Annotated in this window: 8 protein-coding genes; 1 reads left to right on the top strand and 7 read right to left on the bottom strand. The window is 61.5% G+C overall.

What is annotated here, in order from left to right; all coding sequences use genetic code 11:
• Nucleotides 1-18: 18 nt before the first annotated feature.
• Complete coding sequence (locus tag AB4Y44_RS09100; RefSeq protein ID WP_342920800.1) at nucleotides 19-681, bottom strand: response regulator; 663 nt, start codon at nucleotides 679-681, stop codon at nucleotides 19-21.
• Between the two features lie 567 nt (nucleotides 682-1,248).
• On the opposite strand from AB4Y44_RS09100, the gene AB4Y44_RS09095 reads away from it, so the two are divergent.
• A complete protein-coding gene (locus tag AB4Y44_RS09095) occupies nucleotides 1,249-6,798 on the top strand; it encodes an AAA family ATPase (RefSeq protein ID WP_368699277.1) in 5,550 nt (1,849 codons plus the stop codon).
• Here the strand turns inward: AB4Y44_RS09095 and AB4Y44_RS09090 are convergent.
• The 6 genes from AB4Y44_RS09090 to AB4Y44_RS09065 form a co-directional block, all read right to left on the bottom strand.
• Entirely contained in the window at nucleotides 6,789-8,240 is a 1,452-nt protein-coding gene (locus AB4Y44_RS09090; RefSeq protein ID WP_368699276.1) for a DUF2252 domain-containing protein, read from the bottom strand. The genes AB4Y44_RS09095 and AB4Y44_RS09090 overlap by 10 nt on opposite strands.
• Before the next feature lie 65 nt (nucleotides 8,241-8,305).
• Complete coding sequence (locus AB4Y44_RS09085; RefSeq protein WP_368699275.1) at nucleotides 8,306-10,057, bottom strand: SulP family inorganic anion transporter; 1,752 nt, start codon at nucleotides 10,055-10,057, stop codon at nucleotides 8,306-8,308.
• Complete coding sequence (locus AB4Y44_RS09080; protein WP_342920804.1) at nucleotides 10,054-10,854, bottom strand: NAD(P)-binding protein; 801 nt, start codon at nucleotides 10,852-10,854, stop codon at nucleotides 10,054-10,056. The genes AB4Y44_RS09085 and AB4Y44_RS09080 overlap by 4 nt, the downstream gene beginning before the upstream one ends.
• 59 nt (nucleotides 10,855-10,913) lie before the next feature.
• Nucleotides 10,914-12,467: a phospholipase D family protein gene (locus AB4Y44_RS09075; protein ID WP_368699329.1), complete on the bottom strand. Its 1,554-nt coding sequence runs from the start codon at nucleotides 12,465-12,467 to the stop codon at nucleotides 10,914-10,916.
• Nucleotides 12,468-12,505: 38 nt separating this feature from the next.
• Nucleotides 12,506-13,438 (bottom strand): 3-hydroxyacyl-CoA dehydrogenase NAD-binding domain-containing protein, encoded by a 933-nt coding sequence (locus tag AB4Y44_RS09070; RefSeq protein ID WP_342920805.1) that lies wholly within the window; start codon nucleotides 13,436-13,438, stop codon nucleotides 12,506-12,508.
• Between the two features lie 18 nt (nucleotides 13,439-13,456).
• Nucleotides 13,457-14,659, bottom strand: a complete 1,203-nt coding sequence (locus AB4Y44_RS09065; RefSeq protein ID WP_368699274.1) for an acyl-CoA dehydrogenase family protein — start codon at nucleotides 14,657-14,659, stop codon at nucleotides 13,457-13,459.
• Between the last annotated feature and the right edge of the window lie 2 nt (nucleotides 14,660-14,661).

Below are 14,661 nucleotides of genomic sequence, written 5' to 3'. Positions count from 1 at the left end.
GGCTGAAGAGGTCGTCGCTCAGGCTTCTGGCTCGACCCCCAAGGCCGCCGCCATCCTGACAAGCTCCGCCACGGAGCGTGCCGCCATCTTTTTCATGACCTGCGCCCTATGGATCTTAACCGTCACTTCCCTGACGTCCATCTCGGAGGCGATCTGCTTGTTCAGCAAACCCGCGATGACGTAACCCATGACCTCTCGCTCGCGCAACGAAAGTGATTCGTAAGCATTGCGAAGTGCCGTCAGTGAATGTTCGGCGGCGAGCCGTTCATGGTCGCGCGCCAGTGCATGGACGACGGCATCCAGCATGTCCTGCTCGCGAAACGGCTTGGTGAAAAAGTCCAGTGCCCCGGCTTTCATTGCCCTGACCGACATCGGTACATCGCCGTATCCGGTCATGAACAGCACCGGCATGCGCAGGTCGCTTCTGGCGCCTTCCTGCTGGAAGGCAAGGCCGCTCTCGCCACGCAATCTGACGTCGAGAATCAGGCAGGAAGGGATGTCTGTCTTGGGGAACGCAAGAAATTCCCGCGGCGAGGCAAAGGTCTCGACGTGCAGGCCAAAGGAATCCAGCAGGTTCGTCAGCGCGATGCGCATTGACTCATCGTCGTCGATGACATACACGACCGATGGTCCGCCCCCGCCTATGCCCGCGATCGAAGTTGAAACCGGTCTCGAACTCATCTTCTTTCTCCATTATGGGAACGCTGCCTGGTGAGTCCGCTACAACGAACCGGATGCCATACTGCGTCATCCGAAAACGACCGGCATCGCAGGACGCATCGGTCCTGCGATGTTCGAGGTTGTGTCGCCTGGCAAGAAAATTTTGCTTCAACGCCCGGGATCTTATCGAATGAATACTCGCCACAGCAATTGTTAAGTATAGTGCAGTCCCAAAAAACGAAGGAAAGCGCGGGCCGCCCCACGTTCCATCGCGACAATGAATTCTTTAGCCGCTTAACACCGTTTAATGTCCCGCGCCCGAAGTGTATCGCGGCGATGGGCGAGCGTTCGAACAATCAGTTATGCGCTATTTAAACCTCACAGTTGGCCTTAAAGGTGCTAAACCCAAAGGCAACGCTTTCGCCGGGAGTACGATTGCAGTATGACCAACATGACTGACGAAAGCCCGCCGGTCGTGTTGGATCATCCGCAGCCCTATAGTCATACGATCCCAGGATAGGCGCAGAGGCCTGGGTAGACACTTCCGATTCCAGCGAGGCCAGACCACCTGACACGGGAGAAAGCGAGTTGAGTGTTTCATTCAGTTCGTTTGATATCGATGCGAGCGATCCCATTCAGTTCGCGTGGGAAGACGGCGAATGCGCGTTCTACCGGGGATGGCGACTCAGTGCGGATGGCAGGCGCGAGTCCGTGCTGCTGGTGCGGCCTGCGGACGCCCATCCCAGTCAGGCCGTCGTCGATCGTCTCGCGCACGAATACGCGCTGGCCGACGATCTCGATGAAACCGCAGCGGTGCGGCCGCTCCAGCTGGTACGCGAAAACGGCCTCCCGACGCTCGTGCTGGCGGATCCCGGAGGCGAACCGCTCGAGCGCCTCGCCTCGCCAATCGATACGGGAGACTTTCTTCGGCTCGCCATCGCAATCGTCGCTGCGCTAGGCAAGCTCCACGCCCGAGGTCTCGTACACAAGGACCTCAAGCCAGCTCACATTGTCGTGAATTGTGCAGCCGGCGCGGCAAGGTTGACGGGCTTCGGCATCGCGACGCTATTGCCGCGCGAGCCGCAAACACCCAGCCCCCCGGAGTTCATCGAGGGAACCCTCGCTTACATGGCTCCGGAGCAAACCGGGCGCATGAACCGTTCCGTCGATTCGCGCAGCGACCTTTACTCATTGGGTGTGACCTACTACAGGATGTTGACGGGCGTCTTGCCGTTCACTGCGTCCGATCCAATGGAATGGGTGCACTGCCATATCGCGCGTCAGCCGGTGCCCCCGGCGGAGCATGAGCCGACGGTACCAGGCCCCGTTTCGACGATCGTCATGAAACTGCTCGAAAAGACCGCTGAAGACAGGTACCAGACTGCATTCGGCATCGAGCACGATTTGCGCCGCTGCCTGGCACAGTGGGAAACCGGGGGACGTATTGACGATTTCCCGCTCGGTACGCGTGACACACCCGACCGGCTGCTGATTCCCGAGAAGCTCTATGGGCGCACGCGCGAACTCGACATCTTGCTCCACGCGTTCGAACGCGTGAGCGGCGGCGGGAACGTGGAGATGGTGCTCGTCACCGGTCATTCGGGCATCGGCAAGTCGGCTCTCGTTCAGGCGCTGCATAAGGAGTTGGGTACCTCGCGCTGCCTTTTCGCCGTTGGGAAATGCGATCAATACAAACGAGACATCCCTAATTCGACGCTGGCGCAGGTTCTGCAAAGCCTGATCCGCCCGCTACTCGCAAGCGGGGAAGCCGAATTGAGCCGCTGGCGCGCCGCGCTGAACGCAGCGCTGGACCCAGGCGGTGCCTTGATCGTCAATCTGGTACCTGCGCTCGCCGCCATCACTGGCGAGCAACCGGGTGTCCCCGAACTTCCCGCAGAAGACGCACGACGCCGTTTTCAGCTCGTGTTCAAGCGCGTCATCGACGTCTTCGCCACGCCCGAGCACCCGCTCGTACTGTTTCTGGACGATCTTCAGTGGCTCGACCCGGCTACGCTCGACCTGCTTGATTTTCTGTTGACGCGATCGGACTTGCCACATCTCCTGTTGATCGGCGCTTGCCGCGACAACGAAGTCGATGCGATTCATCCTCTCACCGGCAGGCTCGCCGCAATCCGCGAGGCGGGAGCGGCCATGCAGGAGATCCGGCTTGAACCGCTCGTGCCTGACGTGGTCGAGGAATTGATCGCCGACTCGGTGCGTTGTGCACCGGAGCGCGCAGCGCCGCTCGCGCGCCTGCTGCAGGGGAAGACGAGCGGCAACCCGTTCTTCACGCTCCAGTTTCTCGGCGCGCTCGTCGATGAAGGACTGCTTTGCTTCGATCACGCGAACGGCCGCTGGTCATGGGGCCTGCAGCAACTCTACGCGAGGGATCACACCGACAACGTGGCCGAGTTCATGGCCGGGAAGCTGAACCGCCTGCCCGCCAGAACCACGAAGACCCTCCAGATGCTCGCATGCCTCGGCAACGTTGCGGAGACGGCCACACTTGCAACGGTATGCGAAACCTCGGAGCGAACGGTTAGCGCCAATCTGTGGGAGGCGGTCCGCCGAGAGTGGGTCATCCGCCAGGAAGGCGCTTACCGGTTTGCTCACGACCGGATACAGGAGGCCGCCTATTCGCTGATTCCAGTTGGCGGCCGGGCAGAAGTGCACCTGCGCATCGCACGGCTGCTCGCGGCACGCCTACCGCCTGCCAAACGGGATGAGTCAGTGTTCGAGATTGTCAGTCAGTTCGACCGTGCGACAGAGTTGATCGTTACGCCGCAAGAGCGTCAGCAAGTTGCCGAGTTGAACCTCCTCGCCGGCAAGCATGCCATCGTGTCGGCGGCCTACGCGTCTGCACTCAACTACCTGAAGGCAGGCGCGGCGCTGCTGATGGGCGACGGGTGGGCGGACCAGCACGAACTCGCCTTTTCGCTCGCCATTCAGCGAGCAAAATGCGAGATTCTCACGGGTGATCTCCAGTCCGCCGAAGATCGCCTCGCGGCATTGTCGACGCGGGCGGCAGATACCGTCGAACGGGCCGCGGTCGCGAGCCTGCAAGCCGATGTGTACGTCTTGCGTGGTGAGGGTGAGCGCACCGTCGCCGTCGGGCTCGATTATCTACGGCATGAGGGCGTAGACTGGCCCGCGCATCCAACCGATGAGCAGGTCCAAACCGAATACGCGCAGATCTGGTCGTCGCTAGGCAGCCGTACGATCGAGGAGCTCATTGACTTGCCGGTAATGAGCGACCCTGTTTGTCTCGCCTTTCTCGAAGTCCTGACCCGATTCTTTCCCGCCGCACTGTTTACGGACATCAATCTCTATTCTCTGGTGGTCTGCCGAGCAGTCAATCTCAGCCTCAAGTGGGGTAATTGCGATGCGTCGTGCGCCGCTTATGTACGGCTTGGTCTGATAGCCGGCTTCCACTTCAGCGACTATCCGGCGGGCTTCCAGTTCGCGCGGCTTGGCTACGAACTCGTCGAACAGCGCGCGATGAAGCGATTCGAGGTGAGAACGTATGAAACGTTCGGTGTCGTCGCGCAATGGACGAACCCTGTTCGTGCGGCCCGTGACCCGCTGCATCGCGCCTTCGACGTGGCCTGCAAGATCGGCGATTGCACCTATGCCGCGTTCTGTTGTGCCCACCTGAACACCAACCTCCTGCTTGCAGGCGATCCGCTTGCCGAGGTGCAACGCGGCGCCGAACACGGACTCGAATTCGCGCAGTCGGTTCGGTTCGGATTCGCCGCGGATCTCATCACGCCACAGCTTCAGCTTGCCAAAACGCTGCGCGGCCTGACGCACAAATTTGGATCGTTCGATGACGACCAGTTCAACGAACGCCAGTTCGAACTGATTCTCTCCAGCACTTCTGTACTGGCGCCGACAGCATGCTGGTACTGGATCAGGAAAATTCAGGCGCGCTTCCTGGCGGGCGACTACGAGATCGCCCTCGAGATCGCGTCGATTGCTCAGCCTGTTCTGACAAAGCATTTAGGATCACTGGAAATTGCGGAGTATCACTTTTTCGATGCCCTCTCGCACGCCGCGGCCTGCGATTGCGGATCATCGCGCGAGCATAAGCGGCGGCATCTGGACGCGATGGCCGTCGACTACCCGAAGCTTCAGGTCTGGGCCGAGAATTGCCCGGAAAATTTCGAGAACCGAAGAGCGTTGGTGGCAGCGGAAATGGCCCGTTTGGAAGGCGCGGACCTGGAAGACGTCATGCACCTTTACGAACTCGCGATCCGCACGGCTCACGAGAGCGGGTTCGTCCATAACGAGGCGCTCGCCTGCGAGCTTGCCGCACGGTTCTACGCAGCGCGCGGGTTCGAAGCCATCGCGCGTCTGCATATACGCGAGGCGCGTTGCGGCTATGTTCGCTGGGGCGCCGACGCCAAGGTGCGGCAGCTCGATGAGCGATTCCCGCAGCTCCTGGAGGACGAATCGGACGCGCGCCCGACTATCACGATCGGCGCACCTGCCGAAAATCTGGATATGACTGCTGTCATCAAGGTCTCGCAGGCCGTATTCGGCGAGGTCGTACCTGAGCGGCTGATCGATACGCTATTGCGTCATGCGATCGAGTATGCCGGTGCCGGGCGCGGTCTCCTGATCACGCCGGGCGACGATGCGCTGCGGGTGGAGGCCGAAGCCCTCGCCGGCTGCGACAGGGTCGTCGCGCAGCCAGGAGCCGGCGCCGCTTTGCCGGAATCGGTCGTTCATTACGTCGCGCGAACCCGCGAAAGTGTGATCCTCAACGATGCGTCGGTCCAGAACCTCTTCTCTGCCGACCCATATATCACCCGGATTCGCGCAAGGTCGATGCTTTGCCTGCCGCTGATCAACGGCGCCAAACTGGTCGGTGTGCTCTACCTCGAGAACAATCTCGCGTCGCACGTATTTACCTCGGCGCGCATCGCCATGCTGAAATTGCTGGCATCGCAGGCCGCCATTTCTTTGGAAAACTCCCGGCTGTATCTCGACTTGGCCGAACGCGAGGCCAGGATCCGGCGCCTCGTCGAGGCCAATATCATCGGGATCTTCATCTGGCGATCCGACGGGCAGATTCTCGATGCCAACGATGCCTTTCTCCGGATGGTGGGCTACGACCGCGACGACATCGTCGCGGGCCGGGTCAAGCGAGCGTACTTGAGCGCACCCGAGTGGCGCGAGCGCGATTTACGCACCATCATCGAGCTGAAGACGGCCGGGATCGTCCAGCCCTTCGAAAAGGAATACACCCGCAAGGATGGCCGACGCGTGCCCATCCTGATCGGCTTTGCCGCTTTCGGCGAACAGTCCGATCAGGGCGTGGCATTCGTCGTCGATCTGACCGAGCAAAAGCGCGCCGAGACCGAAACGCGCGAGGCCGAACAACGCTATCGCGAGATGCAGGCATCGCTTGCGCATGCAAACCGGCTCGCAACCGTCGGTCAGCTCACCGCGTCGATTGCCCACGAAATCAAGCAGCCGATAGCCGCGTCGGCCGTCAACGCGCAGGCCGCCATGCGCTGGCTGCGCGCCGAGCCGCCCAAGCTCAAAGAGGCCCAACAGGCGCTCGATCGTGTCGTCGCCGATGCCATGCGCGCGGGCGATGTTCTCTGCCGGATACGCGACCTCGTGACGAAGGCCGCTCAACACAAAGAACTGCTGCGTATCAACGAGGCCATCGTCGAGGTCGTCGAACTGATCCGGGGCGAACTGACGAAAGAGGACGTATCGGTAGAACTGACATTGGCGGATGACTTGCCGCTCATCCGTGGAGACCGCGTTCAGTTGCAACAGGTGATGCTCAACCTGATACTCAATGGCGTAGAAGCGATGACGGGCGCCGGTGCCGGGCCACGCGAACTGCGGATTGGCACGACGCCCGACGATTCAGGCGGCGTGCGCATCACGGTGCGGGATTCGGGGCCCGGCATCGCATCGGAGAATATCGAGCGCATCTTCGACCCGTTCTACACCACGAAGTCTGACGGAATGGGCATGGGGCTTTCGATCTGCCGCTCGATCGTGGAAGTCCACCACGGACGCATGTGGGCGGACGCCAACACTTCTCGCGGCACTGTATTTCAAGTTGTGCTTCCAGGCGATGAAGCGGGCAATGACGCGGACGATATCTACACTTGAACCTCAATACGCCCGGCCTTGACTGCCGCCTTCAACACCGACCAGTCCTTCTCGTTCTGATCGGCATACGCGAGGGCGAACCGCTCGATGGCTTCGTCGAATGCATCCGACTTGCCGGCATATCCCACGAGCAGCGCCGGATCGCCCGCTTTCGCCATGGAATGCGCCAGTGCGTGAGCGCAGGACGCCGCATATTCGCTGAGGTCTTCGACATCGAACGTCGTGAAGTCGAATGCGCCCTTCATGTCGCGGAGTTGCCGCACGTAGAAGTCGTTGCCCGTATGCTGCATCTTCGACCAGCCGAGAAAAATATCGCTGGCCGACTGCAACAGGCGCTGCCCGTTCACCACGCGCTGGCCGTGATTCGGGTACCGGCTCGGCGGTAAATAGCCCTCCAGCGCCGAAGCCCGTGCCTCCTTCAATTGCAGAAATAGCGGACACTCGCCGTCGGCCATGAAAAGCGCCTCGTAACAGCGCGTGCCGACCGAGCCGATCCCGACGACGCGAATGGCCACATCCACCAGTTCATATCGATCGAAGAGCGCGCGCCTGTCGTCGGGAAGCGTCAGCCGGTAGTCGGCGAAGAAACGCCGCACCATCGAATCGTACTGCTTCTGGTCGTGCGGACTTTCCAGCGGGACGTGATACACGAGCGGCGGCACGTCCTTGATGCGCAGCTTGCCGTTGACCGTCTCGGTCGAATGATTCATCACGGAGCGCGACGACTGCAGCCGGGCCGCGTCAATCACGGCGCGTTCCTTCTTTCGTTCCTGGTCCGTATCGGCGATAGCCAGCATGCTCTCGGCCTGGAACTGGTAGTACCAGACGTCGAGCGTGTCCATGCGGCTGAACTCGGTCATTCGTTGCCGGAACGTCTCGCATAAGCGGTGCACGACGCCACGCTGGTCTCGTGTCGCGAAGCCGCGCTCGCGCGCTGCGATCACGAACGAGGCCGCCAGCCTGCGCACGTCCCAGTCGAAGGGCCCAGGCAGTGTTTCGTCGAAGTCGTTCGGCCCGAAGAGAATGCGCCGCTCCGGGCTGGCGAACAGACCGAAATTGGCCAGATGCGCATCGCCGCCGAGTTGGACGTTCACACTGGAATGCGGCAGCTTCGACAGGTCGAAGGCCATGAGCGGCGCGGCGCCGCGATAGAACGCGAACGGACTCTGCACCATGCGCCCGTAGCGGATGGGAATCAGTTCCGTCACGCGCCCCACGTTGGACGCTTCGAGCAGCGCGAGCGGATCCCGATCCTCGATCTTGCAGTCAGCGAGCCTCTCGCGCGGCATCGTCTTTCGCGCCGCCTTGCCCCGCTCGATTCTCATGGCGAGCGATCCGCGGCCCGCGAACATCGTGGACGGATCGCCTGGTGTCGCCACGGTCTTCGAATCGACGTGTTCCGCGGCAGGCTCGTTTTGCTTCGCGGCAACGGTATTGAGCATCTCGCCCTCCTTTCAATTGACCGTCAAGGCGGCCTTCTCACACCTTACTTCCCACATCCCCTGCCTCAATCCGGCTTCGTGTCCGAGGGAGATTCGGGTCCCGGTGCCAATGGCTGGGGCGATGGCGACAAATCACGCAGGGCCACTACGGCCGCGTCCACCGTAGCAAAGATCTCGCGATGCGCACCGTGCGCACGCAGTGCCTTGTATCGTTCGATCTGATGCCGCACGCCTGTGGCAAGCGCGACGGCGGCGATACCCACGCCCCGCTTGTCGAGTTCCTCGCCGAGTTGGACCAAGGTCTTGCCGGCCGTGTAATCGATGTTGTACATCTCGGTGGCATCGACCACAATCCAGCGCGGTGTTGGGCTCGCTTCGTTGACGACTTTGAGCACTTCCTCAGTGAAGCGACCGGCGTTCGCATAGAACATGTCCGCTTCGAACCGGTAAACGACAATACCGGGCGCCGCGAGCAGATTGGGCGTAACAGGATGCGCGATCCACCGGTCTGCGGGGCCGCGCGTCAGCACACGCGTGCGCAGGCGGTAGCTATGCCGCGCATGCGCAATCAGCGACAGCACGACGGCGGCGAGAATGCCGTGCATCACGTCGACGAACACGACCACGCCCGCGGCGAGCAACGCCACGACGAACTCGTCCTTCTGCATGTGATACAGCTCGACCATCCCCTTTATGTCGATCAGCTTCACGCCGATCATGAAGACGATGGCCGACAGCACGGCGCCAGGCAGAAAACTGAGCGGCTTCGTGAGAAACAGCAGCACGAGCAGCACGATTGCGGCGGTCGTGAGATGGGCGATCTGCGTGCGGCCGCCCGCTTCGTCCACCATCTCGGTCTTGGTCGGACTGCCATTCACGACGAATGTGCCAGTGAACGCGGCCGCGGCGTTTGCGGCGGCGAGGCCGATGATGTCGGCGTTGTCGTCGCCCTTCTCGTTGTAGCGGTTGGCATACGCGCGCGCCGTCGCCGCGCTCTGCGCAATAATGACGATGAAGCACGATGCCGCAGTGGCGAGCACCTGGTTGATCTCATTCATATGCACCGGCGGCAGGAACAACGACGGCAATCCGCCCGGCACATCGCCCGTAACCGCGATGCCGCGCGAGGCGAAATTGAATACCGCGCTCGCCACGATGGAGCCGATAACGGCGATCAGCGCGCCAGGCGCACGCGGCACAAACCGCTTGCAGCCGACGATCACCACGAGCACGGCGATCGCCAGCGCAGCGGTCGGCACATTGATACCACCGATGCGCTGAAACACGGTCACGATCTGCATGATCGGGCCGTGCCCCTGTTTCGCGAGTCCGAGCAGTCCGGCGAACTCGCCTGCCGCGACCTGCACGCCGACGCCGGTCAGGAAGCCGATCAGCGCACTTCTGGAAAGAAAGTCAGCGAGAAAACCCAGCCGGAAAACGCGCGCGATCACGAGCATCACCCCGACCGTCAGTGCGACGGTGCTGGTCAGGCCGATGTATTCCTTGCTGCCCAGCGCGGCGACGGCGGTCAACATACCGGCAAGGATGGCGGCTGTCGCCGAGTCTGCGGCGACCACCAGTTGACGCGACGCGCCAAAGAAGGCGAATGCGACCAGCGGCAGCAGGATCGTGTAGAGGCCGGTGACCGTGGGCGTGCCCGCAATCTTCGTGTAACCCATCACCTCGGGAATGCCGAGCGCCGCCAGCGTGATCCCGGCGACGATATCATGCGGCAACTGTGCGGAGTTGATGGGCAAGAGGCCCTGCAGGAAGGGCATGCGATGCAGCCGCGGTTCCATCGAAGCAGCAGATTTCATGTTGTCGCCTCCACTCGGTTTGTGAGCTTGCCGACCAGTGCATCCACGATAATCTCATCGACGATGACCACATTGGATGCACCCGCGTTCTCTAACAGCCCTTTTCTCAGGGGATTTTCACCCGGCACGGCAATCGGGAGCGAGGGATTGAGCGTGTGCGCGAGCAACGTGATGGCCAGGTTATTGTTGCTGTCGGGTGTCGTGACAACGAGCGCCTTGGCGCTATCGAGGCGCGCGCCTTTGAGCACTTCGTCAAATGCGTCGGGCGACCCGAGCACGACCATATGGTCATGATCCGCCGCGCGTTCGGCCTGCGCCTGATCGCCCACGAGAATCAGCACCGTCTGCCCCGCATCGCGCAATCGATCGGCAACCAGTATCCCGAGGGAGTGATATCCAACCACGACCGTGTGATTGGCGAGCTGTTCGAGCTTGCGTTCCATGATTCTGTTCTCCCGATACGCCATCACGTCGTCGCCGGATAGCATGCCGGTCAGCTTCGACACCGCGAAGCCGCCTATCACGAGCGTCGCGAGCATGGCCAGCAGCATGAAGATCTTTTGACTCTCGTTAAACTCGGCAAAGTCGCCGACTGTCGTGACGAGATTGACTCCGTCCCAAATGGCGTTGAATAGCTTGTTCGAAAACGGATTACTGGAACTGTCCAGCATGACCAGTCCGGTAGCGGCGCCGCCTAGCAGCAGGAAGAGCAGACCCACAGTATGGCGCGCGCGACGACGCCACTCCCGAATGCGGATACGCCCAAGGCGCGGCTCATCGACACGGAAGATCCACATGGCTACCTCGTACGGTGATACACCCCTCGCGCCCGGCTGCAAGCTGTGCACCATTACATTCATAGCTGCGATTCGATCGGCAGCAGACCCATGAACCAGATGCTCGTACGTCGTCCAAAAGAGACATCCGGCTCTGAGTCCAGTTCCGTTACCGTGCCGTTTTCGGCAGTGTCGATCCAGACGATCCGTTTCGAGCCGTTCGCGTCGGTGCGCAGTTCCACTCGCCACGCAACCTCGTTCAGGTGCGGCTCAACGTCGTCGACCACCTGGCCGGCAATTGCCGGGCTATTGCAGAGCACGCCGATCTCCGTGTTGAGGTGACTCGAGCGCGGATCGAGATTCATCGACCCGATGAAAACGCTTTGCCTGTCGAACACGTAAGTTTTCGCATGCAGCGAGGCCCTTGATGAGCCAAATATCTTTCGTTGCGACTTCACGTGGACCGAGCCAACGGGTTTCAGCTCATACAGCTGTACGCCGGCCTTGAGGAGATCCTCTCGATAGTGCTCGTATCCGGCATTGACCGCAACGACGTCGGTTGCTGCGAGCGAATTGGTCAGCACCGTGACGCGCACGCCGCGAGCGGTCAGATCGCTGATCCATGCCACGCCCTCTTTGCCCGGCACGAAGTATGGCGAAATGATCAGCATCTCGTGTGTGGGTTTGAGGTTCAGGGTCGCGAACTTCGTCATGAGGTGGCCTTTCGGATCGTTCGGATCGCGCGTGACCTTGGCCGGGTCGTCGTAAAGGAGCGTGGCTTGCCCCCACGCAAAGTCGGTGCTGCCAGGGTCGAGCACAGCGGCCATCCGCGCTCTCGCTTGCACGACGTATGCGGAGTCGTGCACCGAATTGATGTAGTTGTCCAGTTTCGCGCGGTAGGTGGCCAATGCGGACGGATCCGCCGCGTGCCCCATCAGTTGCTCGATGGAATAACTCGATTCGGAATTCCAGAATTGATCGAAGGCGTTAGACACCTGGTGGACAACCGGACCATGCACCAGTACATCCAGATCCCCGAAAGCCACCACGCTCGAGGCCCCGAAGTATTCGTCGCCGATGTTGCGCCCGCCAAGAATGGCGGCTTCGTTGTCCGCAATCATTGCCTTGTTGTGCATGCGCCGGTCGACACGCGAGAATTCGAGTGCGGTCGCAATCGACTTGAAGTTGCGGCTCGCGACCGGATTGAATAGCCGTATCTGCACATTCGGGTGCGAGTTGAGCGTGAGCAGTACCTGGTCGTCTGCGTTCGTGCCCAGGTCGTCGAGCAGGACACGAACGCGTACGCCCCGGTCTGCGGCCTTGAGCAACGCTGCCGCCAGTTCACGGCCAACCAGATCGTCGTGCCAGATGTAGTACTGCAGATCGAGCGAACGGTCGGCGTTTCCGGCGAACATAACGCGGGCCACTATCGCATCGGTCGGGTCTTGCAGCAGGTGAAACGCCGTGTCGCCCGGATGCTTCTGCTCTTCTGGCACGAAGAGCGTGCCGAGCCGTGTGCTTTCGGTGTGTTGGAGCGCAAAAGTCTGTGGTTGGTTCGTCTGTGGTGGCAAACCGGCACACGCGGCCACCACGAAGACAAGCGCAATTACGATGAGACGCTGCACGCTTTTCATCTTCTCACCCTCACAGATCCGCGCCTTGGTGAAAGGCGTCACTCCTTGTTGCGCAGCCGAAGCAGTCCCATCAGAACCTCGTCGCGATACGTTGCAAGCTCGTGCAACGAGCGCGACCGGACTTCCTCGTGTACACCCCTGATGATGGTCGCCCGCACGTCCGCCGTGAGTTCCGGTGTTCCGAGCACGTGCCACCAGGCTGTCAACGGGCCGGTGAACTGCTCGAAGAAGTGTTCGATGCCGCCCTGCCCGCCGCCGAGATGGTAGAGCAGGCTCGGCCCCATGATCCCCCAACGCAGGCCTGGGCCCCACGAAACCGCCACGTCGGCATCGCCAACGCTGACGACACCTTCCGCAATCAGATACACCACTTCGCGAAAGAGGGCCGCCTGCAGGCGATTGGCGACGTGGCCCGGAACCTCCTTGTGCAGGCGGATGGTGCGCTTGCCGAGGCCGCGATAGAACGCGCTGACGCGCTCGATGGTCTCTTCGGAGGTCTTCGCGCCACCCACGATCTCGACCAGCGGTATCAGATGCGGCGGGTTGAACGGATGGCCGATTACGCAGCGTTCAGGATGGTTCGGGCAGGCGGATTGAATCTCGCTCATCGTCAGGCCCGACGAACTCGACGCGATGATCGCCTCCGGCGCCAACGCTTCATCGAGCCGCCGGTAGAGGTCCTTCTTGAAGTCGATGCGCTCCGGCCCGTTCTCCTGAACCAGATCGCTCCCGGCGATGGCTTCTTCGAAGTTGGCCGTGAACTGAAGATTCGAAGGCGATGCGCCGGGCGCGAGCCCCAGTTGCTCGAGCGCCGGCCAGGCGGCCGCGATGAACTCGTCGAGCTTCTGCTTTGCGTCGGGGGCGATGTCGGTCGCGACCACATCCAGACCTTTGGCGAGAAACAGCGCTGCCCAGCTTGCGCCGATGACTCCGGTTCCGACGATCGTCACGCGCTCGATTGTGTTGCTCATGGTACGGACTCCGTGACGTTAGACGAACGCGCTGAAGCCGCTGACCGCCTTGCCGACGATCAGCGAATTCATCTCACGCGTTCCTTCATAGGAATAGAGGGCTTCCGAGTCGGCCATGAAGCGCGCGACGTTGTAGTCGAGCACGATGCCGTTGCCGCCCAGTACTTCGCGGGCCCAGCCGACCGTCTCGCGCATGCGGACCGTACAGAATGCCTTGGCGAGCGAGGCATGCTCGTCCTTTAGCTTGCCCTGGTCCTGCAGTTGCGCGAGGCGCACGACCATGCACTGCGAAGCCGTGATATTGCCGAGCATCTTCGCGAGCAGGTCCTGGACCATCTGGAACGAGGCGATCGGCTTGCCGAACTGTTCGCGCGTCTGCGCATACTTCAGCGCGTGTTCATATGCGCCCATGCTGCAGCCCACCGACTCCCACGCCACATACTGGCGGGTCAGGCGCAGCACGCGCGCCGTATCGCGGAATGTCGAGTCGCCCTGCAAGCGGTTCTCTTCCGGCACACGGCAGTTATCGAGTGTGATGACCCCGTTTTGCACGACCCGCAGCGCGACCTTGCGCTCGATCTTCGAAACCGAGAAACCCGGCGTCGTCTTGTTTTCCACGATGAATCCTTTTACCTGGTTGTCGTCGACGTCACGAGCCCAGATGATGGACAAATCGCACCACGGCGAATTGCCGATCCAGCGCTTCTGGCCGTTGAGGACCCAGGTATCGCCTTCGCGCTTCGCGGTCGTGAGCAGCCCGCCGCCGGCGCCCGAGCCGACAAGCGGCTCGGTCAGGCCAAAGCAGCCGACCTTCTCGAGACGGGCCATGGGCGGAAGCCACTTCTGCTTCTGCTCTTCCGAGCCGCCGAGGTAAATGGAACCCATGGCGAGGCCGCTGTGCACACCGTAGAACGTGGCGATCGAGGCGTCGACACGCGCAATTTCCATGGCTATGAAGCCGTCGAGCAGCACGCTGCCGCCGGGGCAGCCGTAGCCCTCGAAACCAATGCCAACGATATTCAGATCCTGAATGCCGGGGATCAGCTCGAACGGGAATTTGTCGTCGGCCCAGTACTGGTTGATGACGGGCGCCACGGTCCCTTCCATGAAGCTGCGCACCTTCTTGAGGAGCGCCCGCTCGTCGTCGCTCAAGACCTGGTGGATCATGTAGAAGTCGCTATCGGGCGCCGGCAGCGCGTGAGGAAACTTTGTCTCTGGCATGG

It is taken from the genome of Paraburkholderia sp. BR10937 (assembly GCF_040965695.1).
Lineage (GTDB): Bacteria > Pseudomonadota > Gammaproteobacteria > Burkholderiales > Burkholderiaceae > Paraburkholderia.
The sequence above is the reverse complement of the archived record's forward strand: the minus strand, read 5'-3'. Positions and strand labels throughout refer to the sequence as shown.

What these genes read in the sequence shown, in the direction of transcription:
- AB4Y44_RS09090 (WP_368699276.1), bottom strand. Translation starts at nt 8,240, where the DNA reads ATGCTCAATACCGTTGCCGCGAAGCAAAACGAGCCTGCCGCGGAACAC.
- AB4Y44_RS09100 (WP_342920800.1), bottom strand. Translation starts at nt 681, where the DNA reads ATGAGTTCGAGACCGGTTTCAACTTCGATCGCGGGCATAGGCGGGGGC.
- AB4Y44_RS09070 (WP_342920805.1), bottom strand. Translation starts at nt 13,438, where the DNA reads ATGAGCAACACAATCGAGCGCGTGACGATCGTCGGAACCGGAGTCATC.
- AB4Y44_RS09085 (WP_368699275.1), bottom strand. Translation starts at nt 10,057, where the DNA reads ATGAAATCTGCTGCTTCGATGGAACCGCGGCTGCATCGCATGCCCTTC.
- AB4Y44_RS09080 (WP_342920804.1), bottom strand. Translation starts at nt 10,854, where the DNA reads ATGTGGATCTTCCGTGTCGATGAGCCGCGCCTTGGGCGTATCCGCATT.
- AB4Y44_RS09065 (WP_368699274.1), bottom strand. Translation starts at nt 14,659, where the DNA reads ATGCCAGAGACAAAGTTTCCTCACGCGCTGCCGGCGCCCGATAGCGAC.
- AB4Y44_RS09075 (WP_368699329.1), bottom strand. Translation starts at nt 12,467, where the DNA reads ATGAAAAGCGTGCAGCGTCTCATCGTAATTGCGCTTGTCTTCGTGGTG.